The organism is Pseudomonas sp. CFBP 8771, assembly GCF_014841695.1.
In the GTDB taxonomy this organism is placed as follows: domain Bacteria; phylum Pseudomonadota; class Gammaproteobacteria; order Pseudomonadales; family Pseudomonadaceae; genus Aquipseudomonas; species Aquipseudomonas baltica.
Window position 1 is genome coordinate 270295 of record NZ_JACYUJ010000002.1, and the last position, 25945, is coordinate 296239.

Consider the following 25945-nt stretch of genomic DNA (forward strand, 5'->3'; position numbering starts at 1 on the left):
TGCGGACGGCCGCATTTTCCGCTCTTTCCTACACCCGGCTGAAGGCCTCGGCCTTCCGCGGACAGCTTTTCGGTGACGGACCCAACGATTGGCGTCCGCTCAAATTTTTGAACGTGGAGATACTCACCCCATGCAAACCGACACAACTCGCGAGAACTCGCCGGCCAAGGCGCCGCAGGCCAACGATGCCAATCTGGATCTGGCCGCGACCGCTCCAGGCCAACTGCGCGTGATCAAGCGCAACGGTACCGTGGTCGGCTACACCGACGACAAGATCACCGTGGCCATCACCAAGGCGTTCCTTGCAGTTGAAGGCGGCAACGCCGCCGCCTCGTCGCGCATCCACGACACCGTCGCGCGCCTGACCGAACAGGTCACCGCCACCTTCAAGCGGCGCATGCCATCGGGTGGCACCATCCACATCGAAGAGATCCAGGACCAGGTCGAACTGGCCCTGATGCGCGCCGGCGAGCAGAAGGTCGCGCGCGACTACGTGATCTACCGCAACGAGCGCTCCAAGGAGCGCGCCACCCGCACTCCGGCCGATGCACCGGTCGAAGCGCACCCCAGCATCCGCATCACCAAGGCCGACGGCAGCCTGGCGCCGCTGGACATGGGCCGCCTGAACACCATCATCAACGAAGCCTGCGAAGGCCTGGCCGAAGTCGACGGCGGCCTGATCCAGAAAGAAACCCTGAAGAACCTGTACGACGGCGTAGCCCTCACCGACGTCAACACCGCCCTGGTGATGACCTCGCGTACCCTGGTCGAGCGCGAGCCGAACTACTCGTTCGTCACCGCCCGCCTGCTGATGGACACCCTGCGCGCCGAAGGCCTGAGCTTCCTGGAAGTGGCCGAAAGCGCCACTCACCACGAGATGGTCGACCTGTACGCGAAGGCACTGCCTTCCTACATCGCCAAGGGTATCGAGTTCGAACTGCTGAACCCCGTGCTGGCCACCTTCGACCTGGAAAAACTGGGCCGGGCGATCAACCATGAGCGCGACCAGCAATTCACCTACCTGGGCCTGCAGACCCTGTACGACCGCTACTTCATCCACAAGGATGGCGTGCGTTTCGAACTGCCGCAGATCTTCTTCATGCGCGTGGCCATGGGCCTGGCGATCGAAGAGAAGAACAAGGAAGACCGTGCGATCGAGTTCTACAACCTGTTGTCGTCCTTCGACTACATGGCCTCGACCCCGACCCTGTTCAACGCCGGCACCCTGCGTCCGCAGCTGTCGAGCTGCTACCTGACCACCGTACCGGACGACCTGTCGGGCATCTACGGCGCGATCCACGACAACGCCATGCTGTCCAAATTCGCCGGCGGCCTGGGCAACGACTGGACGCCAGTGCGCGCGCTGGGCTCATACATCAAGGGCACCAACGGTAAATCCCAAGGCGTCGTACCTTTCCTGAAGGTCGTCAACGACACCGCCGTGGCAGTGAACCAGGGCGGCAAGCGCAAGGGCGCGGTCTGCGCGTACCTGGAAACCTGGCACCTGGACATCGAAGAGTTCATCGAGCTGCGCAAGAACACCGGTGATGACCGTCGTCGTACCCACGACATGAACACCGCCAACTGGATCCCCGACCTGTTCATGAAGCGCGTCTTCGACGACGGCAAGTGGACCCTGTTCTCGCCCAACGAAGTGCCGGACCTGCACGACCTGACCGGCAAGGCCTTCGAGGAGCGCTACGAGTACTACGAAGCGCTGACCGAGTACAACAAGATCAAGGTATTCAAGACCGTCCAGGCCAAGGACCTGTGGCGCAAGATGCTGTCGATGCTGTTCGAAACCGGCCACCCATGGCTGACCTTCAAGGACCCGTGCAACCTGCGCTCGCCGCAGCAGCACGTGGGCGTGGTCCACAGCTCGAACCTGTGCACCGAGATCACCCTGAACACCAACAAGGACGAGATCGCGGTCTGCAACCTGGGCTCGATCAACCTGCCGAACCACATTGCCGACGGCAAGCTGGACACCGCCAAGCTCGAGCGCACCATCAACACCGCCGTGCGCATGCTCGACAACGTGATCGACATCAACTACTACTCGGTGCCGCAGGCGCGCAACTCCAACTTCAAGCACCGCCCGGTCGGCCTGGGCATCATGGGCTTCCAGGATGCGCTGTACAAACAGCACATCCCGTACGGTTCCGATGCCGCCGTCGAGTTCGCCGACAAGTCGATGGAAGCGGTCAGCTACTACGCCATCCAGGCGTCCTGCGACCTGGCCGACGAGCGTGGCGCCTACGAGACGTTCCAGGGCTCGCTGTGGTCCAAGGGCATCCTGCCGCTGGATTCGCAACAGATCCTGATCGAGGCCCGTGGCCAGAAGTACATCGATGTCGACCTCAACGAATCGCTGGACTGGGCGCCGGTCCGTGCCCGCGTGCAGAAAGGCATTCGCAACTCGAACATCATGGCCATCGCGCCGACCGCGACCATCGCCAACATCACCGGCGTGTCGCAGTCGATCGAGCCGACCTACCAGAACCTGTACGTGAAATCGAACCTGTCGGGCGAGTTCACCGTGATCAACCCCTACCTGGTTCGCGACCTGAAAGAGCGCGGCCTGTGGGACTCGGTCATGATCAACGACCTGAAGTACTACGACGGCTCGGTACAGCAGATCGAACGCATCCCGCAGGAATTGAAAGACCTCTATGCGACCGCGTTCGAAGTGGACACCAAGTGGATCGTCGACGCAGCCAGCCGTCGCCAGAAGTGGATCGACCAGGCCCAGTCGCTGAACCTGTACATCGCCGGCGCTTCGGGCAAGAAGCTCGACGTGACCTACCGCATGGCCTGGTACCGTGGCCTGAAGACCACCTACTACCTCCGTGCCCTGGCCGCGACCAGCACCGAGAAGTCGACCATCAGCACCAGCAACCTCAATGCAGTGTCGAGTGGCGGCAACAGCGCCCCGATGCAGGCCGCGCCAGCCGGCCCGGCTCCTGTGCCAAAGGCCTGTGCAATCGACGAGCCGGATTGCGAAGCCTGTCAGTAGGGTTCATAAGCTTTAAACGTATACTTAGCTAAATCTCCAACCCCAATAGATACAAGGGGTTGGAGCGTCCACTCCTCGTATACCCTCTCTATACTTGCCGCCCTATCTAGCTCATAGGTCGGAATCGTATACATTGCTCACTTTCCCCATCAGATCTTTCACCGAATTAGACGACTTTCCGATGACCGCGCTGGTCGATCAGGAAGGGCGCCCATTTAATGTTTCGGACTGCTTTTGGTGAAAGACACGAGCGGTTTTGGGGGACTCCTCACATCCAGCGCAATTCGCCAATACCCGACGTCATGCCAGGCGCCATGCTTGAATCCCACTTCTGGATACGTACCGATGTGAGCGAAGCCCAGCGCTTCGTGCAACCCAATACTGCCGTCGTTGGGCAGCGCGATCCCGGCGTAGGCTGCGTGAAAACCTTGCCTCTTCAATGTCGGCAGCAACACGTCATACAGTGCCCGACCGACGCCACTACGGTGCGCTTCTGGCGATATATAGACGGTAACGTCGACCGACCAGCGATATGCCTCCCGAGCCCGGTGCTGACTGGCATATGCATAGCCGATGACCTGGCAGTCTCGCTCCGCTACCAGATACGGGTAGGTAGGCAAAGTCGACCCAATCCGCTTGGCCATTTCTTCGACGGTAGGGGGCTCAAGCTCAAACGAAATCGCGGTGCGTTCTACCATCGGTGCGTAAATTGCCTGGATGGCTTGAGCGTCCGAAATCTGCGCAATCCTTACTGTCGTGTTGCTCATCTCTATCCTATTGGTGGCTCAAATCGATCTTTGATTGACTCGTTTCGAGAGTGCCTCGGCGCTTTCCTTGCGCTCCGAGTAGCGGTCTACCAGATACGTTTCCCGGCCCCGAACCATCAGCGTGAACTTCATCAGTTCCTCCAGCACGTCCACCACACGGTCGTAGTAGGCAGATGGCTTCATACGCCCTGCGTCGTCGAACTCCAGGAAGGCTTTGGGTACTGACGACTGGTTTGGGATGGTGATCATCCGCATCCAGCGCCCGAGGGTCCGCAGCTGGTTTACCGTGTTGAAGGACTGTGATCCACCGCAAACCTGCATGACGGCCAGCGTCTTGCCCTGAGTGGGCCGGACAGCGCCCATGGTGAGCGGAATCCAGTCGATCTGGGCTTTGAATACAGCAGACATTGCACCGTGACGCTCTGGCGAACACCACACCTGTCCCTCTGACCATAGAACCAGATCCCGCAGCTCTTTGACCTTTGGATGGTCTTCCGGAGCGTCGTCGGGGAGAGGTAGACCCGAGGGATCAAAGATGACGGCTTCGGCTCCGATTAGGTTCAGGATGCGCGCTGCCTCTTGGGTCAGTAGCCTGCTGAAAGAGCGCTCACGGGTCGAACCATACAACAACAAAATACGTGGCTTGTGGGCCAGGTGATCGTGGCCCTGAAGCAGATCCATTGAGGGGATATCAACCAGTGACAGATCCAGATTTGGAAGATCCGGACCAATATCCGTGGACAATTCGTCCATTACAGTTCACCTATTCGATCTAGTTCGCGCTTCAATTCCTGCGGTGTAAGCGTCGAATGATCCAGACTGAAGAATGCCTCGAAACGCTTTTTAATCAGGACTACGGTTGCGTCAAATGCGGCCTGGATTTCGCTGTCTGTTCCTTCAACATCGGAAGGATCGGCAAGACCCCAGTGGCTTTTGACAGCAGGCCCGAAATAGACCGGGCAGGGTTCGCCTCCAGCCTTGTCACACACGGTGATCACCACATCCGGTGGTGAGTTCGAAAAAACCTCTGAGCCTTTGCTGTAGAGATCTGTGGTGCCGATACCGAGCGCTTGCAGCGTGCTCACGGCACGCAGGTTCAGGTGCCCGCTTGGGAAGCTCCCCGAACTGAGGGCAGTAAAACCGCTCGGGGCCACGTGGTTGAACACCCCCTCCGAGAGAACGCTCCGGCAGCTGTTTGCCGTACACATAAATAGTACTTTCATGGGTTTCTCCTAGACAGGGATGCTCAGCCGTAACGCCAGTGCCATCAGCGTTACCAGCAAGATAGGAAGGGTGAGGATGCTGCCGACTTTGAAGTAGTAGCCCCAGGTGATGCGGATATTTTTCTGCGACAGCACATGCAGCCACAGCAACGTGGCCAGACTTCCGATGGGCGTGATCTTGGGGCCAAGATCGCAACCGATGACGTTGGCGTAGATCATGGCCTCACGTACCAGTCCCGTAGCGTCGCTGCCCTGAATGGACAGAGCGCCGATAAGCACACTCGGCATGTTGTTCATGATCGAAGACAACAGCGCAGCGGTGATACCGGTGCCCAAGGTAGCGGCCCATAGGCCATGCTCGGCAAATATGTTCAGCAGCCCCGAGAGCGAGTCGGTTAGGCCGGCATTACGCAGGCCATAGACCACCAGATACATGCCCAGCGAAAACACGACAATTTGCCAGGGCGCGTGCTTGATGACCTTTCTTGTGGAGATGATGTGGCCTTTACCTGCGATGACCAGCAGGATCATCGCACACGCAGCAGCAACGGCGCTGATGGGGATACCTAGCGGCTCCAGTGCGAACAGACCAATCAGCAGCAGGCCAAGTACCCACCAGCCAGCAATGAAGGTCGCCCGATCACGAATTACCGACTCTGGAGCCTCAAGCTGACCCGCGTCGTACTGGGCGGGAATGTCCTTGCGATAGAACATCCAGAGCATGAATAGCGTCGCTGCCACCGCCACCAGGTTCACTGGCCACATCACCGATGCATACTTACCGAAACCCACGCCAAAAAAGTCTGCCGAAACGATGTTGACCAGATTGGACACCACCATGGGCAGACTGGCGGTATCCGCGATAAAGCCTGCGGCCATCACGAACGCTAAAGTCGATGCTGGACTAAAGCGCAGCGCCGTCAGCATCGCGATGACGATCGGGGTCAGAATCAGTGCGGCTCCATCATTGGCGAACAGTGCTGAGACGGCTGCACCGAGCAGGATCATCAGCGCAAACAGGCGTCCGCCTTTGCCCTGACCCCAGCAAGCCACATGTAGCGCCGCCCATTTGAAGAATCCCGCTTCATCGAGCAGCAAACTGATGATGATCACGGCAATGAAGGTCGCGGTAGCGTTCCAGACGATGTGCCATACAACCGGCACATCCCCCAGGCTCACCACGCCGGTCAACAATGCCAGAACGGCACCCGCTGCTGCGCTCCAGCCGACGCCTAAGCCCCTTGGTTGCCAGATAACGAGCACGAGCGTAACTACGAAAATCGACGCAGCGATGAGCATGGGTATGTTCCAGATCAGGAGGTCAGCAGCAGGAGGCTTGGCGCACTGGTCTGTCTTCCATGGAAGCCAGCCGCCCTTGATGGTCGTTAACCCAGGACTGGTGGGCCTGTGTAGTGACGTTCAGAACATCTAGCGCCCACTGTTCAAGTTCGGGATGTAGGCGGTAGTAAACCCACTGACCCTGCCTGCGATCCGCGAGTAACCCGCAAGCACGCAACTGTGCAAGGTGCCTGGAAACCTTCGACTGGTTATCGTCCAGTGCCCAGATCAACTCGCACACGCACAGCTCACCCTCTGCGGACAGCATGAGCATGATCCGAGCGCGGGTTTCGTCTCCCAGGCACTTGAAGAAGGTGTGTGGTGCAAGGTTCATAAGCAATCGACCTAGATATGTGGATAACCGAATATACAGATATAAACACATTCAGTTCTCTTGCACAAATGACTAGCGACCGGACTTGATGATCCAGGTATCGGAGGTTGAGGTTCACTTCAAAGGCAGCGATAGCGCGAGATCAGCACTCGCCAGCTTGCATGTGATCGACGATTTGGGGCCTAGTTGATTCCCCATGGACTCCCCATCTGACTCGGCTCCGGTGTAGGCGATCTGCCATACGTCGCTAAGTCCGCTTGCGATATGATGCCAAGCAGATATCAAGCAGGCAGCTTGGGAACGGTTGAAAGGCCGGGGCTGTATGGCTTTTATTTCACAACACAGGAACGTGTTCTATGCCAGTCGATGCACCTCCATTTGTCCCTCCACCACGACTGCCTGTAATTCCTCTCCCACCCACGTACCAAGGGCAGCAGGCATACCTTCCACCAGGTGCTAGTGAGTGGATGCCGCTGACAGCTGAGGCTTATCAAGTCCTGAAGGGCGTCGAGCCTGATGATGAAAATGTGATCAGCTCGAACAGGAATAGGCTTAGCGAGATGTTTTCGTCTGCTCTTCAGGTACCTAACTTAGGTTTTTTTGCTGGAAGCGGTACATCTCTAGGTAACCCAGGCGGGCCTAGCATGTGGAAGCTATGGCAAGACTCGATGTGTGACCCGCAGACCCATGCGCTGACAGCTGCCGGCCAGCAGGTTACTGAGCGTGTCCGTTACGCCGAGCGCGATAATCCGAACATTGAGCATTTCTTATCACAGTGCGACGCCTACCTGGCGTTCAATGACGACCAAGTCGTCGAAGAGTTTGTCGCACGCGTGAAGGAGCAAATCCTACACGCTTGCTCAACGTTCATTACTCTGCCCACTTCAGACATATCGGCATATCGTGAACTCCTCCAGAAGCTGGCTAGGAGAAGGGTTCGTGACCCGCGCCTGAAGGTGTTTACGACAAACTATGACATGTGTTTTGAAACGGCAGCGTCGGAACTGGGCATGGTCATTATTGACGGATTTTCCTACACCCGCAGACGCCGGTTTGACGGCAAACATTTCACGTACGACATCGTGCGCCGGGAGGCAGACAGCCACGAGTTTGCCGAAGGCATTTTTCAACTGCTGAAGCTACACGGATCAGTCAGCTGGAGCCGTGATGGTCATGAAATCTATGAGGACAGCCGACCGACGCCGGAAAACGCATGCCTGATATATCCCGCAAAAGGAAAATACCAGCAAGCGTTTCTTCAACCCCACTTGGAGCTGCTTTCAAGATTTCTGGAGTTTTTACGTCAACCAAACAGCTGTCTGGTTGTGTCAGGATTCGGGTTTAACGATGACCACCTTTCCGAACCGATCTATTCAGCCTTGCAATCCAACCCTAGCCTGAAGCTGATTCTTTGCGACTACAGTGGCATCAGCCATGTCCACAATCGTGGGGATAATGGATCGAGCGCCTACTGGGGAAAATTCCGCGATCTCGCTCAGCGTGGTTTCGACGTCCATTTTGTTAGTGGTTCATTCAGCGATCTGGCCGCGCATATCCCCCACCTACGCACGGCTTCGCCAGCTGAGAATTTGGCGAACGCAGTCAAACGGATCGGTAGGTAATCATGTCCCCAGAAGGAATACTCCTTAGCACGCTTAAAATCGGGGTGGTCACCAGCGTGGCTGCGCAGTTGATCAAAATCAACTTGGCACATGCTGGAGAGAACAGCGGTCGATATCTCGGTCAAAATCGCTATGGCAAGGGTGAGGTGGGGGAACTGGTTCTGATCGAGGGTCAGCAGGCAGTGCTCTTAGGACGCATCACCGAGGTGAACCTACCTGATCGCGAGCGTACCGAGATTTCCCAAGATTTTGCTGGCACGCATGCTATTGACGCGATCGGCTTTATCCGCCTGCTGGGGTCTGTTCACCCTCACACCTTGAAAGTCACTGCAGGCGTCAGCTCCTACCCACGATTGGGAGACCGGGTTTACTCAGCACCGGGCTCGTTTATCTCCAAAATCCCAACATTGATTTCGAGCGGAATAAATGGAGAGTCTCCCCGCGTAACGCTTAACCTCGGACATGTTTCTGGGGACGGCGGTTTCGCGATTGCTGTAACGCCAGAAAAACTCTTTGGTCGGCATTGCGCGATCTTGGGCTCAACTGGGGGAGGGAAAAGCTGGACGACTTCAAAGCTTATTGAGGAGTGTCGTCGATATGCCTGCAAGATCGTGCTTGTGGACGCTACCGGGGAGTACCGGTCGCTTGAGGGGGAGGACTCAACACATCAACATCTTGGAAACCCGCTGCATCGCACGACAGGCTCACTTGAGGTAGGCATTCCACCCACCTGCTTCAATGAGACTGATTTCATTGCACTCTTTCAGCCATCTGGTAAAACCCAAGGCCCGAAACTCAGAGAAGCCATCAAGAGCCTGAGACTGGCAGCGTTGGCTCCAGATATCTTCCCAGGAGGGTATGTCCCGAAAGTAAGTCAACTCAAAGCTGATTTCCGTCGAGCGATGAACAGGGACGACAACGCCAACAGGGTAGGTAATCCAAATCTACCCTTCGATCCGGGCATGTTGGTTCGGCAAATTGTCGAGGAATGCTGCTACCCGACCGGCCATAACAACGATATGACTAGATGGGGCGCTGCGAGTAGCGAGCTATCTTATTGCTCCTCTCTTATGACACGTATCATGAGCGTAATGGACTCCCCTTCGTTGAGCAGCGTATTTAGCCCAGCTCAGGGCTTACCGAGTTTAGTTGAACATCTGGATGAATTTATTACCGGTGAAAAGCGGCTATTCAGAATATGCCTCAGCTCAGTTGGCTATGAGTTCAACGCGAGAGAAGTCATCGCCAACGCTATCGGCAGACTGTTATTGCTTCGAGCACGCAACGAGTCTTTCAGGCAGCGCCCGCTAATCGTCATCTTGGACGAAGCTCACAATTTCCTAGGAAAAACATTAGGGAATGAAGACGACGTTCAGAACTTGGATGCGTTCGAACTCATCGCGAAAGAGGGACGAAAATACGGGCTTAACATCTGCCTGGTGACTCAGCGACCGCGAGACATCACAGAGGGAGTGCTGAGTCAGATGGGCACGTTGCTCGTGCATCGCCTTACAAATGATCGTGACCGAGAAGTGGTCGAGCGTGCGTGTGGAGAGCTGGATCGTTCCGCTGCGGCGTTCTTGCCCAATCTGAAACAAGGTGAGGTGGCATTGGTAGGTGTAGATTTTCCAATCCCTGTAACTATTCAGATCGGACGTCCCACCCAGCCTCCAAAATCGGACGGGCCGAGCTTCCAAGAATTATGGTGGAATCGCGATCCTGGTCGATAGGCGCTAGCTTAGCCGGATTGAAGCGTGGCCTGCTCGTAGATTGGTCAGGGACGTCCGACATCAGAAAATTGGGGGGTTAAAATCTGGACTGTAAAAACGTATACTTTGACCTTCAAAATGAAGCTGAAAACACCAAATGTATACGTTTTCGCAAAAAATTCTGAAAAATTATCTGGTCAAACCCCCGCCAGCGTTGGGCAAGACGAATGTATACGTAGATTCCTATAAGTATTATGCCAGTAAGCGGCGGCTAGACCCTGAAGCCCGCCTCACGGTAACGTGAAGCGGGCTTTTTTGTGCTCGGCGCGCGGACGCTGTTCTCGCACATCCCGAAACACCGCACGTGGAACCTTCCCCACGGTTACCCGTCAACCCCTCGAACCCACTCTCGGATTGGTCACTACCATGAAAACCACCGCTGCCCTGCTCCTGGCCTGTATGGCCGCCCCAGCCTTTGCCGCCGAAATGTCGCACAGCAACAGCGACATGACCCCAATGCAGCACGAGTACATGACGAGCATGGAGACCATGCAGAAATCCATGCACGAAGGCGGCATGGAGACAGACGCCGACGTCGCTTTCGCCAAAGGCATGCTGGCCCACCACAAGGCCGCACTGGACATGGCCAGGATCGAGTTGAAATACGGCAAGGACGCTGAGATGCGCAAGCTGGCCGAGAACATCATCAAGGCCCAGCAGGCGGAAATCAATCAGATGGAGACGTGGGTCAAGAAGCATCAGAAGTGATGTAAGCTTTCGCCCTATCGCGCTCGCCCCCCACTTCAAGGAGTCCGCCCATGAGCAACCGCCAAAGCGAAATCGCAGCCGCCCTGGCCGTGATCCCGCCGTTCGCCGACGACCACGCCATCGACCAGGAAATGGAACGCCGCAAGGCGTTCATCAAGCAGTGTCTGACCACGGCCGGCTTGAAGGTTCTGGTACTGGGCATCAGCGGCGGCGTCGACTCGCTCACGGCCGGGCGCCTGGCACAGGTGGCCATCGAGGAACTGCGCGAGAGCAGCGGCGACCCTGACTACCGATTCATCGCAGTGCGCCTGCCCTACAACGTCCAGCACGACGAGGACGACGCTGCCGCCTCGTTGCGCTTCATCAAGGCGGATGTCGAAGAAACGGTGAACATCGCCGATGCCGTGCAAGGCGTTGCCCAGCAGACAGCACAACTGCACGGTCTGAGCGATGCCCGTCGCGATTTCGTCATGGGCAACGTCAAGGCACGGATCCGCATGGTCGCGCAGTACACCATCGCCAATGCCAACAATGGGCTGGTGATCGGCACGGACCATGCCGCCGAGGCCGTCATGGGGTTCTTCACCAAGTTCGGTGATGGGGCGTGCGACCTGGCGCCGCTCAGCGGGCTGGTGAAAAACCAGGTTCGTGCCATCGCCCGCCGGCTCGGGGCACCAGACAATCTGGTGATGAAAGTGCCAACGGCCGACCTCGAAGAACTGCGACCCGGCAAGCCGGACGAAGACGCCCATGGCGTGAGCTACCAGCAGATCGACGCGTTCCTCCACGGTGAGCCGGTGGGCGACGAAGCCTATGGGATTATCGTGAAGGCGTACGACCAGACGCATCACAAACGTGTGTTGCCGTTTTCGCCTTGATTTCCCTTCGATGTGCGGTTGATCATCTGAACAGGTCAGGGAGATCAACCCACAATGAAATTGCATCAACTGCGCGCACTTGTCTGTATTCATGAAACCGGGAGCCTGCAAGACGCCTCGCACGTGCTGCACCTGACGCAGTCGGCATTGAGCCGGGCGATGAAGGAACTGGAAAACGAAATGGGGGTTACCCTTCTGGTTCGTTCCAACAAAGGCATGAGCCTGACCGAGCATGGCCAGCGCATGCTGACCCACGCTCGCCAGGCGCTGGAAAGCGTGCGGCGAGCGCGTCAGGAAATCGAAGACATGAAGGGGCTGACCGTGAGCGAGGTCACCCTGGGAGTGACGCCCGTCACCGCGCTGCTGCCGCCACTGCAACAGACCCTTCTGCGTTTCCAGCAGACCTACCCAAACGCCGCGCTGAAGGTACTGGAAATGCGCCCTGCCCAGTTGCTGCAGCATCTGCGCGATGGCCTGCTGGACTTTGCCCTGACGTCGCAAGTGCCAAGCCATGCCGTAGGCCTGGACTGGCAGCCGCTGTGCCGCATTCCCGGCAGCGTGGCGGTGCGCAAGGATCATCCGCTGCGCCACGTGCGATCGCTGCGGTTACTGCAGCACGCCCAGTGGATCAGCGTCGATCCTGTTGCAGACAGCCAATCCCAGTTCAATCAACTGTTCGCTGGCAGCGCGCTCGGCCGCCCGTCCAAGGTGTTCGAATGCACCGCAATGAATCTGGCGCTGAAGATGCTGATCGAGAGCGATGCCGTGATGGTGGTCAGTGAGAGTGCCCTCGGACCCTGCTGGGCGGGCATGACCGATATGGCCAACTACCTGCATACGCTTGAGTTGCAAGAGGCGGTTCCCGATTTTTCGGTCAATGTGGTGTGCGTGAACCAGGCCTACCTGACCCGGACCGCGAGCCTGTTGTTCAGTCAACTGCAGGCCAGCTTTGCGTAAACGGCCACTTGGACCAATGCCCTGACGGCAACCCCTTCAAAACAGCGGATTCAGACATTTCGAGTTGAGCAATACTCAAGCCCTTGCCCGGACCGCAATTTCAGACGCTCCACATCGCCGAATCCCCAGGCTAGAGCCTACGGTCAGTGAATGAAACGGCTTCAGCTCAGCAGGCAACGCCTCCCACGGTTACCAACCTTCCCATTTTCCGCTACTCGTCTGGATGGTTTTGGGTCGCTCATCCCCCGCCAGCAGCGCCATCCGGTATCAGTCATCGCCTCCATTGAAACCAAGCCATAAGCCCTTGATTAAATGTGATGTGCAGTGACTGAACCCATCCCCGACACTGGCCCGCACCACGATTCCGGGTACAGGCCTTACCTATGAAAAGCACTCTTGCCAGCGATTCACCTCTTCCTGTCGCCGATGCACCGCCCGCACCGCAGCCCAACAAGATGCGCCGGGTCATCATCGCTTCTTCCCTGGGCAACGGCCTGGAGATCTACGACTTCACCGTGTACAGCTTTTTCGCAGTCATCATCGGTCAGTTGTTCTTTCCCGGGTCCTCACCCATGGCCTCGCTGCTCATGTCTCTGGCGACATTTGCCGTCGGCTTCGTCATGCGGCCCTTGGGTGCGTTGCTCATCGGTCGAGTCGCCGACCGCCGAGGGCGCAAGGCTGCACTGTCGTTGACCATTGCCCTGATGACGGTGGGTACCGGCATCATCGCCTTCACACCCACCTACGCCAGTATCGGCATCAGTGCCAGTGTCCTGCTGGTGATCGCCCGGCTGCTGCAGGGGCTTTCGGTCGGTGGCGAAGTGGGTTGCGCGTCGGCGTTCATGATGGAGTCGGGCCGCACCGACAACCGTTGCTTCGTGGTCAGCTGGCAGGGCGCCAGTCAAGGCGCTGCCGCATTGCTGGGTGCGGGCACGGGCTTGCTGCTGACCAGCAGTCTCAGCGAGGCATCGTTGCTGGAGTGGGGATGGCGGGTGCCCTTCGTGATCGGCCTGCTGATCGGCCCGGTCGGCTGGTTCATCCGCCAGCATCTGGATGAAACGCACACGGCCACCGCCACTGCACCCTCGCTGGGACAGTTGCTCAAGACGCAAAGCCGCACCCTGTTGCTAGGCATCGCCTGGATGTCGGCAACCACCGTGACCATGTACATGGTGGTCTATTACATGCCCACCTACCTGACCCAGACACTTGGCCGCCCGCAGAGCCTGGGGTTTGCCCTGGTCGGCCTGGCCAGCGCCCTGCTCGTCGTCATTACGCCCATCGCCGGCCGTTATGCGGACGGTTTCATTCGCCGCAAGCCGTTGCTCTATGGGGTTACCGGGCTGGCGCTGCTGACGGTCTACCCGGCATTCATGCTCTTGAGCCACGAAAACGTTCTGCTGTGCATCGTGGCCATCATCCTGCTGATTCTACCGATGGCGATCGGACTGGCGCCGAGCATGGCCATGCTGCTCGAAGCATTCCCCCGGGAACAGCGGGTGACCGGCATGTCGATCATCTACAGCGTCAGTGTGACGCTGTTCGGTGGATTCTCACCGCTGCTGGTGACATGGCTGATCAACGTCACCGGCAACCCATTGACCCCGGCGCTGTACCTGGTGGCCACCGTGGCGCTCAGTCTGTGTGCCCTGCGCCTGCTGCCAGAGCATCCCGGCCGCGACTGATCGTTCAATACACTGCAACACAGAGGAAGATGCCCATGAGCGAGCCCATGGTTCACCCGCACCTGCTCAGCACTGCAACACGATTTGCGACACTGCGCCAAGACATTCACCGCCACCCCGAACTGGGGATCGACACCTGTCGCACCGCGGCAATCGTGGCCGAACGGCTCGCTGCATGGGGTTATGAAGTCCATGCCGACGTGGGCAAAGGCGTTGTGGGCGTACTCAGGCGTGGGCAATCCACACGTACGCTGGGCATCCGAGCGGACATGGATGCATTGCCCATCCTGGAGCGCAACGGGCTGCCCTGGGCAAGCGAGCGCCCAGGCTGCATGCATGCCTGTGGCCACGATGGGCATACTGCAACCTTGCTCGCGGCGGCGGAGCATCTGGCGGCAGACGCTCGATTCGACGGCACCTTGAATTTGATTTTCCAGCCGGACGAGGAAGGTTTGACGGGGGCGCGCTCGATGCTGCAAGCCGACCTGTTCGCCAGGTTTCCCTGCGATGCGGTCTATGCCTTCCACAACATGCCCGGCTTGCCGGTCGGGGTGGCCGTGGTTCAGTCCGGCGCCTTCATGGCGTCTTCGGAAGAAGTGCAGATTACCCTGACAGGCCGAGGTGGCCATGGCGCCATGCCGGAACGCGCCATTGATCCTATACCAGCCCTGGCAGGCATCATCACTGCGTTGCAAACGGTGGTTTCGCGCAACCTTTCGACCAGCGACGCTGCGGTGGTGAGTGTGGGCAAGGTCCGCGCCGGTACCGTCTACAACATCATTCCAGAGAGCGCCACCTTGATGCTCGGTGTGCGTACCGCAACGCCTGCCGTACGCGAAAAGGTGGAGCAACGGATCCGCGAAATCGTGCAGGGGCAGGCAGCCAGCTTCGGCGTCACCGCAGCCATTGAATACCGGTTGCTGGCACCCGTGCTGGTCAATGCGCCCGAAGAAACCGCACGTATGCATGCCGCAGCCTGCGCGGTGTTGGGTGCGGACAATGTGTTGGAGCAGATGCCGGTGCGCTTGATGGGCAGCGAGGACTTCGCCTGGATGCTGAACGAGCGCCCAGGCTGCTATTTCGTCCTGGGGAACGGCACTGGATCGTTCAATGGCTGCTCGGTGCACAACGACCACTATGACTTCAACGACGCGGTCATTCCCTTGGGCGCCGCGTGCTGGGCGAGGCTGGTGGAAGACTATCTGCAACCACTGGGCGACTAGCGCTTGCTTGCCGCCTGAATCAACGCCTTCATCTCGGCCACCGCGGCCTTGAAGCCCACGAACAACGCATGGGCCACCAGCGCGTGACCGATGTTCAGCTCGTTGACCCCGCGAATCGCGGCCACCGGCTCGACGTTGTGATAGTGCAGACCATGGCCGGCGTTGACGATCAGCCCGTGGCCCAGACCGAAACCCACGCCGTCGACGATTCGTTGCAGCTCATCGGCGACATCGGTCGGGGTCTGGGCGTCGGCATAGCGGCCGGTGTGCAGTTCGATAGCCGGCGCACCCACCCGCTTCGAGGCTTCGATCTGGCGCTCGTCGGCATCGATGAACAGCGACACCTCGCACCCCAGCTTGCCCAGACGCTCGACGGCGGCCTTGATCTTGGCCTCCTGACCGGCGACGTCCAGGCCGCCCTCGGTGGTCAGTTCTTCGCGGGTTTCAGGCACCAGGCAGACGTGAGCCGGGCGAATCTGCTCGGCAAAGGTCAGCATGGCCTCGGTAACGCCCATTTCGAAATTCATTCGCGTCTGCAACACGTCCTTGAGCAGCAGCACGTCGCGCGGCTGGATGTGCCGACGGTCTTCACGCAGATGCACGGTGATGCCATCGGCTCCGGCTTCCTCGGCGTCGAGCGCGGCCTTGACCGGATCGGGGTAGCGCGTGCCACGGGCCTGGCGCAGCGTCGCCACGTGGTCGATGTTGACGCCCAGCAGAATGCGGTTACAGGTATTCACGAGAACTCTCCGAAAAATCCAGGCCACAGCATACGTGTTGGTCAGGGCTTGCGAAACAGCTCGCGACTGACCAGCGGCCGACCGCCCAGGTGCACCGCCAGGGCCTGGCGCATGAGGCGCTTGGCCGCCGCCAGTGCACCTGGCGTTTCCCAGCTGGCCTGGGCCATGGCCAGCAACTCGGCGCCCTGGAACAACCCTGGCTGCAACAGCTCGACCCGTTCCAGGCCAGCATCCACCAGCAAGCGGTACAAGCCGTCGGTCGCTACAGGCTCACCATTGACGTCGACGTCCAAGGCGAAGCCATAACCGAGCTGGTCCAACAGGCGCCACTCGAAGGAGCGCAGCAAAGGCTCCAGCGCCCGCCCTGCGCCAAGTGCCTGAAGGGTGGCGGCATAATGCTCGAACAGCTGGGGGTGGGGATCTTCACTGGGCAACAGGCGAATGATCAGCTCGTTGAGGTACAGGCCGCTGAACAGCGCGTCGCCGAGCATCCACACCGCCACCCCGGCGGACTCCATACGCGAAACGTTCTTGAGTTCGCCCTTGCCGCGAAACTCGACCTCGAGCGGTACGAACGGACGCGCCAGGGTGCCCGCCTTGCCGCGCGCGTTACGCAACACGGCGCGCAGGCGGCCCTGGGGGGTGAGGAAATCAACGAGGGCACTGGTTTCGCGATAGGCGCGCGAGTGCAGGACGTAGGCAGGTTGTGGCGTCGGGGCATTGGACATGACTTACGCAAACCTGTAGCAGCGGCGCAAGCCGCGTCACGAACCCACGCGAACGAACAGAAGATCTGCTGCACCCTGTGACGCGACTTGCGCCGCTGCTACAGGGTGTCGTCCGCGATGTGAAATTACTGGTCGTTGTAACCCAGCGAACGCAGCGCTCGCTCGTCGTCGGACCAGCCGCCCTTCACCTTCACCCATAGATTGAGCATGACCTTGGAGTCGAACAGCACCTCCATGTCCTTGCGCGCTTCCATGCCGATGCGCTTGATACGCTCGCCCTTGTCACCAATGATGATTTTCTTCTGACCATCACGCTCGACGAGGATCAAGGCATGGATGTGCAGCGTCTTGCCCTGCTGCTTGAATTCCTCGATCTCGACGGTGATCTGGTACGGCAGCTCGGCGCCCAGCTGGCGCATGATCTTCTCGCGCACCAGTTCGGCAGCGAGAAACCGGCTGCTGCGGTCGGTGATCTGGTCTTCCGGGAAGAAATGCTCGTTCTCCGGCAGATGCCCGGCAATCACTTTTTCCAGCGCTTCGAGGTTATGCCCGTGCTGCGCGGAAATCGGCACGATCTCGGCGTTCGGCAGCTGCTCCTGCAGCCAGGCCAGGTGCGGCATCAGCTCAGCCTTGTCCTCGATGCGGTCGGTCTTGTTGATCGCCAGGATCACCGGCCCCTGCACGTACTGCACCCGCTCCAGAACCAGTTGGTCTTCGTCCGTCCACTTGGTGCGGTCGACCACGAAGATCACCACGTCGACGTCTTTCAACGCTGCCGAGGCGGTCTTGTTCATGTAGCGGTTCAGGGCCTTTTCATTGCCCTTGTGCATGCCCGGGGTGTCGACATAGACGGCCTGGATCTCGCCCTCGGTCTTGATGCCCAGCATGTTGTGGCGGGTGGTCTGCGGCTTGCGCGACGTGATCGCCAGCTTCTGCCCCAGAATGTGGTTGAGCAACGTCGACTTGCCGACATTCGGACGGCCGACGATGGCTACATAGCCACAACGGGTAACGGGTGCATCAGTCATTGCCATTCTCCACGCCCAGGGCGATCAGGGCAGACGCGGCGGCCACCTGTTCGGCGATGCGACGGCTGACGCCCTGGCCCCGGCTTTTCTCATTCAGAAGGACGACTTCACACTCGACGAAGAACTGTCGGCAGTGCGGGTCGCCCTGGATATCCACCACTTCATAGCGCGGCAGTTCAGCACCGCGCGACTGCAGGAACTCCTGCAGGCGGGTCTTGGGATCTTTGTTGGTGTCGACCAGCGTCAGTCCTTCGAACTGCCCTTCCAGCCAGGCCAGCACGCGATCACGCGCTGCATCCATACCGGTGTCCAGGTAGATGGCCCCGATCAGTGCTTCGAGGGCATCGGCCAGGATCGATTCGCGGCGAAAGCCACCACTCTTCAATTCGCCCGAGCCCAGGCGCAGGTAATCGCCCAGATCGAAGCCGCGGGCCAGTATGGCCAGGGTTTCACCCTTGACCAGACGCGCCCGCAGGCGTGAAAGCTGGCCTTCGCGGGCTTGCGGAAAACGCTCGAAAAGCGCTTCGCCAGCGACGAAATTGAGGATAGCATCGCCGAGAAACTCGAGGCGCTCGTTGTTGCGCCCGGCGAAGCTGCGATGGGTCAGTGCCAGCACCATCAGGTCCTGGTCCTTGAAAGTGTAGCCCAGCTGGCGTTCGAGGCGGCCCAGGGAAGCAGTCACGGCTTGACCACGCTGAACTCACGATCGAACTTGACCACCACATCCAGATTCTGGATCAGTGGCTCACGCTTTTCGTACTTGAGGTGGGCCTTGAACGTGTTACCCGCCTCGGTGATGCTTAAAACCTTGTTCAAATCCAGATCCTGAATATTGTTGACCTGCATGGCCCGGCTGACGTGGCCATAGAATTCACCCACTGTATCGACCCGGGTGGACTTGTCGGCACCCGCCGACTCGATGGCCTGGGTCAGCGTCCGGTAGTCCATGTAGTGCGGCACCAGCTTGAAAGCCGTACTGGCCACGAACGCGATCACCGCCAGGGTGAGCAACCAGCCAACGATGGACATGCCTTGCTGGGACTTCACTGCGTTCATGCTGGACACCTCTGAAAACATTCGGCGCCGTCCGTGGACGGCGCCGGCGGCGCTACTTGATCAGCCCGACTCGCGAGAAGTTGGGCAAGTGGCTGAGCTTGGGCTCGGGCCAGCTCATCCAGATGGCAAAGGCCTTGCCGACGATATTCTGGTCGGGGACCATGCCCAGCAGTTCCTTGGGAATCGACGGATCGTCCCAGTAGCGGCTGTCGTTCGAGTTGTCGCGGTTGTCGCCCATCATGAAGTAGTGCCCGGCAGGCACCGTCCACTGGCTGTCGGGCGGCGCGCGATAGCGCGACATTTCCTGGCGGATGACGTGCTCGACTTCGCCCAGCTTTTCCTTGTACAACTCGGCGCTGCCCAGGCTGCCCGGCTCGCTGCCAACCAGTTGCCGCGCGATCAATTCGCCGTTGACGTACAGCTGCTTGTCCGAGGTGTAGCGAATCTGGTCGCCCGGCAAGCCGATCACGCGCTTGATGTAGTTGACGTTGGGGTCGCTGGGGTAGCGGAACACCATGACGTCGCCGCGCTTGGGATCGTTGACCTCGATGATCTTCTTGTCCACCACCGGCAGGCGAATGCCGTAGGAGAACTTGTTCACGAGGATGAAATCACCCACTTCCAGGGTCGGGATCATCGAGCCCGAAGGAATCTGGAATGGCTCGACCAGAAACGAGCGCAGCACCAGCACGATGAACAGCACCGGGAAGAACGACTTGCCGTACTCGACCAGCAGCGGTTCCTTGTCCAGGCGCTCGACCACCGCCGGCTCGGGCTGGCTGACGCTGCCCTCGTAGGTGGCGATCGCAGCCCGTCGTCGTGGCGCCAGGACGACCAGATCAAGCAAGGCCAGCAGACCACAAACGGCTACGGCGATGACCAGCAACAGCGGGAAATTTAGTGACATAGGACTCGACTATTCCAACCTGAGCACAGCAAGGAAGGCTTCCTGTGGAATTTCCACGTTGCCGACCTGCTTCATGCGTTTCTTACCGGCCTTCTGTTTCTCCAACAGCTTGCGCTTACGGCTCACGTCGCCACCGTAACACTTGGCCAGTACGTTCTTTCTGAGCGCCTTGACAGTGGTCCGGGCAATGACCTGTCCGCCAATGGCGGCCTGGATTGCCACATCGAACATCTGCCGAGGGATCAGCTCCTTCATTTTCTCGGTCAACGCACGGCCCTTGTAGGCCGCATTGTCGCGGTGCACGATCAGCGCCAGGGCATCGACCTTGTCGCCGTTGATCAACACATCCAGCTTGACCAGGTTGGCCGACTGGTAACGCTCGAAATGGTAATCCAGCGAGGCATAGCCACGGCTGGTGGATTTCAGGCGGTCGAAGAAGTCCAGCACCACTTCATTCATCGGCAGGTCGTAGCGAACCTGAACCTGGCTGCCGAGGAATTGCATGTCGCGCTGCACGCCGCGCTTCTCGATGCACAGGGTAATGACGTTGCCCAGGTGCTCTTGAGGCACAAGAATCGTCGCCGACACGATCGGCTCGCGGAAGTCCTCGACGGACGAGGCGTCCGGAAGCTTCGACGGGTTGTCCACATAAATGGTTTCACCGGTCTTCATGACCACTTCGAAGATCACGCTCGGCGCCGTGGTGATCAGGTCCAGGTCGTACTCGCGCTCCAGGCGCTCCTGGATGATTTCCATGTGCAGCATGCCCAGGAACCCGCAGCGGAAACCGAAGCCCAGGGCATCGGAGCTTTCCGGCAGGTACTGCAGCGAGGAATCGTTGAGGGTCAGTTTCTGCAACGCGTCGCGGAAATCTTCGAAGTCTTCCGAGCTGACCGGGAACAGCCCGGCGTAGACCTGCGGCTGAATGCGCTTGAAGCCGGGCAGCACGGCAACATCGGGCGTGCTGCTCAAGGTCAGGGTGTCGCCGACCGGCGCGCCGTGAATGTCCTTGATGCTGCCGATGATGAAGCCCACCTCGCCCGCCTTGAGGTCGGCCGTGGCGGTGTGCTTGGGCGTGAAGACGCCGACGCTGTCGACCAGGTGCACCTTGCCGGTGGACTTGACCAGAATCTTGTCGCCCTTCTTCACCCGGCCATGGCGCACGCGCACCAGCGAGACAACGCCCAGGTAGTTGTCGAACCAGGAGTCGATGATCAACGCCTGCAACGGTGCTTCGATATCGCCGGTAGGGGCTGGAATGGTCTGCACCAGGCGCTCGAGCACGTCGATCACGCCCATGCCGCTCTTGGCGCTGCAGGCCACGGCGTCGGTGGCGTCGATGCCGATGATCTTCTCGATCTCGTCCTTGACCTTGTCCGGGTCGGCCTGGGGCAGGTCCATCTTGTTCAGCACCGGCATCACTTCCAGGCCTTGCTCGATGGCCGTGTAGCAGTTGGCCACGGACTGGGCTTCGACGCCCTGCCCCGCATCCACCACCAGCAGCGCGCCTTCGCAGGCCGCCAGCGAGCGGCTGACTTCGTAGGTGAAGTCGACGTGCCCAGGGGTATCGATGAAATTCAGCTGGTAGGTTTTGCCGTCCTGCGCCTTGTAGTGCAGGGTGACGCTGTGCGCCTTGATGGTGATCCCGCGCTCACGCTCCAGGTCCATGGAGTCCAGGACCTGGGCCTCCATTTCGCGGTCGGCCAGGCCGCCGCACATCTGGATGAACCGATCGGCGAGGGTCGACTTGCCGTGATCGATGTGGGCGATGATGGAGAAATTGCGGATATGACTCAAATCACTCACGGGTCAACACTCAAAAAGGCTGCGGGCCGAACGCCCAACGAAAAATAGCCGGGAATTGTACCTGAATAACGTTCGGGTGTGGGAGCGGTGGGTCGAGGGGTGGTTGTACGGACGTCTTCGCGGGCACAGGGCCCGCGAAGGCCACACCACCGCTCACAAAAAAGGCGACCCGAAGGCCGCCTTTCGTTCATACACCCAACCTGCTTACTCAGCCAGCTTGAAGGTGATGAAGCTCGCCCTGCCCTGACGCAGCACGCGCATGGACACCGAACGATTCTTCGGCAGGCCCTTGGCGATATCGGCGAACTGCTTCGACGACTCGATGGCCTGGTTGTTCAAGTGCGTGATGACGTCGCCGGGCTGCAGGCCGATCAGCGCAGCCGGACCGTCCTGCACCTCCTTGATGACCACGCCGCCCTTGAGCTCGAGTGCCTTTTTCTGTTCGGTGGTCAGCTCTGCCACCGACACACCCAAACGATTGCTGCTGCGCTCGGTCTGGGCCTTGGCGCCTGTATCCAGGTCCTGATCGTCATCCGGCATCGCACCAACGGTTACGTCGATCGTGCGGCGCTTGCCTTCCCGGATCACTTCCAGGCTGGCCTTGGCACCGGCCTTGAGCCCTCCGACCAGGTGCGGCAGGTCGGCCGACATATCGATCGGCTGGCCATTCATGCTCAGGATCACATCACCTACCTGCAAGCCGCCCTTGGCTGCCGGGCCTTCTTCGAGCACCTGGGCAACCAGTGCACCGGCCGGCTTGTCCAGGCCGAACGACTCGGCCAGGTCCTTGTTGACCTCTTGAATGACCACGCCCAGCCAGCCGCGGCTGACCTTGCCGTCCTTCTTGAGCTGGTCCGAAACGTCCAGGGCAACGTCGATCGGAATGGCGAATGACAAGCCCATGAAGCCGCCGGAACGGGTGAAGATCTGCGAGTTGATACCCACCACTTCACCGTTCATGTTGAACAGCGGGCCACCCGAGTTGCCCGGATTGATCGCCACGTCGGTCTGGATGAACGGCACGTAGGCGTCATTGGGCAGTGTACGGCCCTTGGCGCTGACGATGCCCTTGGTGACCGAATGGTCGAAGCCGAACGGCGAACCGATGGCCAATACCCACTCGCCTACTTTCAACTTGGCCGAATCGCCCAGCTTGACCGTAGGCAGGTTCTTGCCGTCGATTTTCAACAGCGCCACGTCGGTGCGCGGATCGGTGCCGACCAGCTTGGCCTTCAGCTCACTGCGATCGGACAGGCGCACGATGATTTCGTCGGCGTCGGCGATCACGTGGTTGTTGGTGAGTACATAGCCGTCGGCCGACACGATGAAACCCGAACCCAACGACTGCGCTTCGCGCTGACGATCGCCGCGCTGCGGGGAACGCGGTCCACCGCGCGGCATGTTGCGCTCGAAGAACTCGCGAAACATCGGCGGCAGGCCTTCCAGATCTGGCATCTGGCTGGCAGCCACACCGCGATCCGGCAGCTTCTGCGTGGTACTGATGTTCACCACGGCGGGCGAAGCCTGTTCGACCAGCGTGGTGAAATCAGGCAACGCTTCAGCCTGCACGCTGGCAACGTTGCCCAGCATCAGCACTGCCGCGAACAGTGAAAGAAAGGGGTTGAAACGTGTTATCGACATACGGCTCCCGTTCGTAACGAGCATGGTTGAGCAATAGGGTTGTGCGGTCGGCAAAACCGGAATTCGGCCCTCTGGCAATCCCGTGTTCCGGCGCGGCGCACGGCAGCGAACCAGCAACTGCATAACGGTTCGCCCCCGAAGCACAGACCTATAAGAAAAAAACCGGCGGTTTGCAACCTGCATGAAACAGCTTTCACGTTACGTCGCGATGATTAAACCAGCATGAAGGCCTGTCGCGACGCATGGACGGCGCCTTTGGGCGCGCACAGTTCAACGCCGAGCCTGAACATCCTGGCGTTGCATCGACAGGGCTATTCGCTCTGCGGTACCCAACGGGATTTCACCCACTACCGTGATCATCATTTCACCTTCCGAGGTCTTCAACCGTCGCGACACTGCCGCCGTCGGGCCAAGCTGGACGCGGGTATCGCGCGCAGATGCACCATTGAGCGGTTCAACAAATACAGAAAAATGCGCAAGCCCATCGGCGTACAGCAGACTGGTCACACTGGCATTGCTGGCCGAAGATTTGCGCAGGCCTGTCTGAGCCAGTTCGAAGCCAGCCGGGATCCATTTGGAGCGCCACGCGGAGACATCGCGCGGTGCAGTGGCAGCGAGCGCGTGCAATACAGGCTTACAATTTGGTGTCGCCTTCAAGTCAGCGGACGCAGGGGTTCCCACTGCCAGACGCGTGTACTGCAAGCGTTCGAGCAGTCGCCCTTGCGCGTCGATCAACAAAGACTTGAGCAACAGGCCGGTACGTGCGTCCAGATGCATCTCGAAGGCATAGCGGTCGCGATCCCTGGGAACCAGAGTCACCACCACCGCCTCGCGGCCGGCGACCCTGGAAGCTCCGGCAACGCGCAGGTCGTACCACGACATCAACTTGAGCGGATCGACAACGCCATCGGAGCCAACAGGACCTTGCACCACGCCGAGCACTGGGTTGCCCGTTGCGCAGGCCGTACGGCCACCGGCCTGGACACGCTCGGACGCGATACCATCCAATTTGAGCACACGCTCACGCACCCCGCCGTCGCCAGCACGGTGCCAAACCTGATAAGTGGAGAAATCACCGTCACGTTCGTAGACGAACGTGCCTTCGAAACTCTGCGTGCGCTCGGCGCGCGTCATGCTTTCAAGCCACTGAGCTGCATCGGGTGCAGCAGCGGCCGGTGCGGCCAGGCCAAGGAGAAATGGCAGGAGCAGAGCCGCACGCATGATCGGGATTAACGGTTTTCCATGCTCGCGGAACGGGCATAGGGCAGAGCGCTTTCCGAACCTTTGGCGGCAGCTTCCTGCGAATGTTGACGCAGATAACCCGGCAGGCGCTGGTCGTTCAAACCTTCCTCACCTTTAAGCACACCGTTGGCCATCGGCCCTGGTGCATCGGAGCTATCAGGCGTATAGCCCGCCAGAACGGCCGGACCTTGCAGCATCGGCGTCGACGGCGCTTGCTGCGCGGGCTGCTGCTGCGCCAGCTCGGCGCCGGTGATGTCGTCCTGGTTGTACAAGCGCACGCCTGCCAGCACGGCAACGGTCACCGAAGCAGCCACGGCCAGACGACCGAGGCTGCGCCATGGGCCGCGAGCAGCCGCCGCCGGCGCAACGTCTTCGGCAATGGCTGCCGACACTGCAGCCGACAGGTCCAGGCGCGGATCCAGAAGGTCCTTGTGCATGACAGCACGAGCGACCTGAAAACGTGCCCATGTGGCACGGGTTTCGGCATCGTCCAGCGCGGTCAGTACCCGACGCAGTTCCAATTCGTCCGCTTCGTTATCCATCACTGCGGACAGCGATTCCTGCAGGGCTTCACGACTCATGGCGTTCCTCTCTTGGCTATCGCCGCTGTCTCAGGATTCCTGCAACAACGGCTGCAGGGCTTTGTCGATGGCTTCCCGGGCACGGAAAATCCGCGACCGCACGGTCCCCACCGGACACTGCATGACACTGGCAATGTCTTCGTAACTCAAACCGTCGAACTCACGCAGGGTCAATGCCGTGCGCAGGTCTTCAGGCAGCTGCTGGATGGTTCGATGGACGGTGCCCTCGATCTCATCGCGCAGCAGTGAACGTTCCGGTGACTCGAGATCCTTGAGGCCATGATCGCCGTCATAGAACTCCGCGTCCTCGGAACTTACGTCACTGTCCGGTGGCCTGCGTCCGCGGGACACCAGATAGTTTTTCGCCGTGTTGATGGCGATACGGTACAGCCACGTGTAGAACGCGCTGTCTCCGCGAAAATTGCCCAACGCGCGGTAAGCCTTGATGAAAGCTTCCTGCGCCACGTCCTGGGCTTCATGGGTGTCGTGCACGAACCGCACGATCAACCCGAGAATCTTGTGCTGGTATTTCAGCACCAACAGATCAAACGCTCGCCGATCACCGCGTTGTACACGCTCGACCAGCTGCTGATCCTCTTCCTGGGTTAGCATGAACACTCCTCATGGGTCCGGAAGGAGCGCTGCTCAGGCCATCGTTCAGGCTTGCAACCATAGACTCGGGCTATTCGCAAAAGT

General features: G+C 59.5%; 24 protein-coding genes. 8 read left to right on the forward strand and 16 right to left on the reverse strand.

The window, feature by feature from the left end; genetic code table 11:
- Window positions 1-130: 130 nt before the first annotated feature.
- The gene (locus IFT80_RS05780) at window positions 131-3016 is read left to right on the forward strand and encodes a ribonucleoside-diphosphate reductase subunit alpha (protein ID WP_122479351.1); all 2886 of its coding nucleotides are present in this window, start codon (window positions 131-133) and stop codon (window positions 3014-3016) included.
- 215 nt (window positions 3017-3231) lie between these two features.
- On the opposite strand, the gene IFT80_RS05785 is transcribed toward IFT80_RS05780, so the two are convergent.
- The 5 genes from IFT80_RS05785 to IFT80_RS05805 are packed head-to-tail and all read right to left on the reverse strand — an operon-like array spanning window position 3232 to window position 6678.
- A complete protein-coding gene (locus IFT80_RS05785) occupies window positions 3232-3783 on the reverse strand; it encodes an arsinothricin resistance N-acetyltransferase ArsN1 family B (RefSeq protein WP_192057603.1) in 552 nt (183 codons plus the stop codon).
- 18 nt (window positions 3784-3801) lie between these two features.
- Complete coding sequence (gene arsH, locus IFT80_RS05790) at window positions 3802-4515, reverse strand: arsenical resistance protein ArsH (RefSeq protein WP_192057787.1); 714 nt, start codon at window positions 4513-4515, stop codon at window positions 3802-3804.
- 20 nt (window positions 4516-4535) lie between these two features.
- Window positions 4536-5006, reverse strand: a complete 471-nt coding sequence (locus IFT80_RS05795) for an arsenate reductase ArsC (RefSeq protein ID WP_192057604.1) — start codon at window positions 5004-5006, stop codon at window positions 4536-4538.
- 9 nt (window positions 5007-5015) lie between these two features.
- Complete coding sequence (locus IFT80_RS05800; protein WP_192057605.1) at window positions 5016-6305, reverse strand: arsenic transporter; 1290 nt, start codon at window positions 6303-6305, stop codon at window positions 5016-5018.
- A gap of 22 nt (window positions 6306-6327) precedes the next feature.
- Window positions 6328-6678 carry a metalloregulator ArsR/SmtB family transcription factor gene (locus tag IFT80_RS05805; RefSeq protein WP_192057606.1) on the reverse strand — a complete coding sequence of 117 codons (351 nt, stop codon included), beginning with the start codon at window positions 6676-6678 and terminating at the stop codon, window positions 6328-6330.
- A gap of 467 nt (window positions 6679-7145) precedes the next feature.
- Between IFT80_RS05805 and IFT80_RS05810 the strand changes: the two genes are divergently transcribed.
- The 7 genes from IFT80_RS05810 (at window position 7146) to IFT80_RS05840 (ending at window position 15520) form a co-directional block, all read left to right on the forward strand.
- Complete coding sequence (locus IFT80_RS05810; protein WP_230692045.1) at window positions 7146-8300, forward strand: SIR2 family protein; 1155 nt, start codon at window positions 7146-7148, stop codon at window positions 8298-8300.
- A gap of 2 nt (window positions 8301-8302) precedes the next feature.
- A complete protein-coding gene (locus IFT80_RS05815) occupies window positions 8303-10030 on the forward strand; it encodes an ATP-binding protein (protein WP_192057607.1) in 1728 nt (575 codons plus the stop codon).
- A gap of 405 nt (window positions 10031-10435) precedes the next feature.
- Window positions 10436-10777: a CopM family metallochaperone gene (copM, locus tag IFT80_RS05820; RefSeq protein ID WP_192136961.1), complete on the forward strand. Its 342-nt coding sequence runs from the start codon at window positions 10436-10438 to the stop codon at window positions 10775-10777.
- Between the two features lie 50 nt (window positions 10778-10827).
- Entirely contained in the window at window positions 10828-11655 is an 828-nt protein-coding gene (gene nadE / locus IFT80_RS05825; protein WP_192136962.1) for an ammonia-dependent NAD(+) synthetase, read from the forward strand.
- Between the two features lie 54 nt (window positions 11656-11709).
- Window positions 11710-12612 (forward strand): LysR family transcriptional regulator, encoded by a 903-nt coding sequence (locus IFT80_RS05830; RefSeq protein ID WP_192136963.1) that lies wholly within the window; start codon window positions 11710-11712, stop codon window positions 12610-12612.
- Between the two features lie 383 nt (window positions 12613-12995).
- Window positions 12996-14297 carry an MFS transporter gene (locus IFT80_RS05835; protein WP_192136964.1) on the forward strand — a complete coding sequence of 434 codons (1302 nt, stop codon included), beginning with the start codon at window positions 12996-12998 and terminating at the stop codon, window positions 14295-14297.
- 35 nt (window positions 14298-14332) lie between these two features.
- Complete coding sequence (locus IFT80_RS05840; protein WP_185793971.1) at window positions 14333-15520, forward strand: M20 aminoacylase family protein; 1188 nt, start codon at window positions 14333-14335, stop codon at window positions 15518-15520.
- Here IFT80_RS05840 and pdxJ read toward each other — a convergent pair.
- The 11 genes from pdxJ to rpoE all read right to left on the reverse strand — a co-directional run bounded on the left by pdxJ (window position 15517) and on the right by rpoE (window position 25861).
- Window positions 15517-16260: a pyridoxine 5'-phosphate synthase gene (pdxJ, locus tag IFT80_RS05845; RefSeq protein WP_192053694.1), complete on the reverse strand. Its 744-nt coding sequence runs from the start codon at window positions 16258-16260 to the stop codon at window positions 15517-15519. The genes IFT80_RS05840 and pdxJ overlap by 4 nt on opposite strands.
- Before the next feature lie 41 nt (window positions 16261-16301).
- Window positions 16302-16988 (reverse strand): DNA repair protein RecO, encoded by a 687-nt coding sequence (gene recO, locus IFT80_RS05850; protein ID WP_192136965.1) that lies wholly within the window; start codon window positions 16986-16988, stop codon window positions 16302-16304.
- 125 nt (window positions 16989-17113) lie between these two features.
- Complete coding sequence (gene era, locus IFT80_RS05855) at window positions 17114-18016, reverse strand: GTPase Era (protein WP_122797209.1); 903 nt, start codon at window positions 18014-18016, stop codon at window positions 17114-17116.
- On the reverse strand, window positions 18009-18698 hold the full coding sequence (rnc, locus tag IFT80_RS05860; RefSeq protein WP_122479360.1) for a ribonuclease III: 690 nt from the start codon (window positions 18696-18698) through the stop codon (window positions 18009-18011). The genes era and rnc overlap by 8 nt, the downstream gene beginning before the upstream one ends.
- Complete coding sequence (locus tag IFT80_RS05865; RefSeq protein ID WP_122479722.1) at window positions 18695-19072, reverse strand: DUF4845 domain-containing protein; 378 nt, start codon at window positions 19070-19072, stop codon at window positions 18695-18697. The genes rnc and IFT80_RS05865 overlap by 4 nt, the downstream gene beginning before the upstream one ends.
- 52 nt (window positions 19073-19124) lie before the next feature.
- Entirely contained in the window at window positions 19125-19979 is an 855-nt protein-coding gene (gene lepB / locus IFT80_RS05870) for a signal peptidase I (RefSeq protein WP_122479361.1), read from the reverse strand.
- 9 nt (window positions 19980-19988) lie between these two features.
- Window positions 19989-21785, reverse strand: coding sequence for a translation elongation factor 4 (gene lepA / locus IFT80_RS05875; protein ID WP_122479362.1), 1797 nt, complete (start codon window positions 21783-21785; stop codon window positions 19989-19991).
- A gap of 204 nt (window positions 21786-21989) precedes the next feature.
- Window positions 21990-23375 carry a DegQ family serine endoprotease gene (locus tag IFT80_RS05880; RefSeq protein WP_244647901.1) on the reverse strand — a complete coding sequence of 462 codons (1386 nt, stop codon included), beginning with the start codon at window positions 23373-23375 and terminating at the stop codon, window positions 21990-21992.
- A gap of 321 nt (window positions 23376-23696) precedes the next feature.
- A complete protein-coding gene (locus tag IFT80_RS05885) occupies window positions 23697-24647 on the reverse strand; it encodes a MucB/RseB C-terminal domain-containing protein (protein ID WP_192053688.1) in 951 nt (316 codons plus the stop codon).
- Between the two features lie 8 nt (window positions 24648-24655).
- The gene (locus tag IFT80_RS05890) at window positions 24656-25249 is read right to left on the reverse strand and encodes a sigma-E factor negative regulatory protein (protein WP_192136966.1); all 594 of its coding nucleotides are present in this window, start codon (window positions 25247-25249) and stop codon (window positions 24656-24658) included.
- 30 nt (window positions 25250-25279) lie between these two features.
- The gene (rpoE, locus tag IFT80_RS05895) at window positions 25280-25861 is read right to left on the reverse strand and encodes an RNA polymerase sigma factor RpoE (protein ID WP_011535354.1); all 582 of its coding nucleotides are present in this window, start codon (window positions 25859-25861) and stop codon (window positions 25280-25282) included.
- Window positions 25862-25945 lie beyond the last annotated feature (84 nt).

What these genes read in the sequence shown, in the direction of transcription:
- IFT80_RS05815 (WP_192057607.1), top strand. Translation starts at nt 8,303, where the DNA reads ATGTCCCCAGAAGGAATACTCCTTAGCACGCTTAAAATCGGGGTGGTC.
- lepB (WP_122479361.1), bottom strand. Translation starts at nt 19,979, where the DNA reads ATGTCACTAAATTTCCCGCTGTTGCTGGTCATCGCCGTAGCCGTTTGT.
- recO (WP_192136965.1), bottom strand. Translation starts at nt 16,988, where the DNA reads ATGTCCAATGCCCCGACGCCACAACCTGCCTACGTCCTGCACTCGCGC.
- IFT80_RS05810 (WP_230692045.1), top strand. Translation starts at nt 7,146, where the DNA reads ATGCCGCTGACAGCTGAGGCTTATCAAGTCCTGAAGGGCGTCGAGCCT.
- era (WP_122797209.1), bottom strand. Translation starts at nt 18,016, where the DNA reads ATGACTGATGCACCCGTTACCCGTTGTGGCTATGTAGCCATCGTCGGC.
- IFT80_RS05785 (WP_192057603.1), bottom strand. Translation starts at nt 3,783, where the DNA reads ATGAGCAACACGACAGTAAGGATTGCGCAGATTTCGGACGCTCAAGCC.
- IFT80_RS05840 (WP_185793971.1), top strand. Translation starts at nt 14,333, where the DNA reads ATGAGCGAGCCCATGGTTCACCCGCACCTGCTCAGCACTGCAACACGA.
- IFT80_RS05890 (WP_192136966.1), bottom strand. Translation starts at nt 25,249, where the DNA reads ATGAGTCGTGAAGCCCTGCAGGAATCGCTGTCCGCAGTGATGGATAAC.
- IFT80_RS05795 (WP_192057604.1), bottom strand. Translation starts at nt 5,006, where the DNA reads ATGAAAGTACTATTTATGTGTACGGCAAACAGCTGCCGGAGCGTTCTC.
- IFT80_RS05835 (WP_192136964.1), top strand. Translation starts at nt 12,996, where the DNA reads ATGAAAAGCACTCTTGCCAGCGATTCACCTCTTCCTGTCGCCGATGCA.
- IFT80_RS05780 (WP_122479351.1), top strand. Translation starts at nt 131, where the DNA reads ATGCAAACCGACACAACTCGCGAGAACTCGCCGGCCAAGGCGCCGCAG.
- IFT80_RS05830 (WP_192136963.1), top strand. Translation starts at nt 11,710, where the DNA reads ATGAAATTGCATCAACTGCGCGCACTTGTCTGTATTCATGAAACCGGG.
- IFT80_RS05805 (WP_192057606.1), bottom strand. Translation starts at nt 6,678, where the DNA reads ATGAACCTTGCACCACACACCTTCTTCAAGTGCCTGGGAGACGAAACC.
- IFT80_RS05800 (WP_192057605.1), bottom strand. Translation starts at nt 6,305, where the DNA reads ATGCTCATCGCTGCGTCGATTTTCGTAGTTACGCTCGTGCTCGTTATC.
- rpoE (WP_011535354.1), bottom strand. Translation starts at nt 25,861, where the DNA reads ATGCTAACCCAGGAAGAGGATCAGCAGCTGGTCGAGCGTGTACAACGC.
- IFT80_RS05885 (WP_192053688.1), bottom strand. Translation starts at nt 24,647, where the DNA reads ATGCGTGCGGCTCTGCTCCTGCCATTTCTCCTTGGCCTGGCCGCACCG.
- copM (WP_192136961.1), top strand. Translation starts at nt 10,436, where the DNA reads ATGAAAACCACCGCTGCCCTGCTCCTGGCCTGTATGGCCGCCCCAGCC.
- nadE (WP_192136962.1), top strand. Translation starts at nt 10,828, where the DNA reads ATGAGCAACCGCCAAAGCGAAATCGCAGCCGCCCTGGCCGTGATCCCG.
- IFT80_RS05880 (WP_244647901.1), bottom strand. Translation starts at nt 23,375, where the DNA reads ATGCTGGGCAACGTTGCCAGCGTGCAGGCTGAAGCGTTGCCTGATTTC.
- IFT80_RS05865 (WP_122479722.1), bottom strand. Translation starts at nt 19,072, where the DNA reads ATGAACGCAGTGAAGTCCCAGCAAGGCATGTCCATCGTTGGCTGGTTG.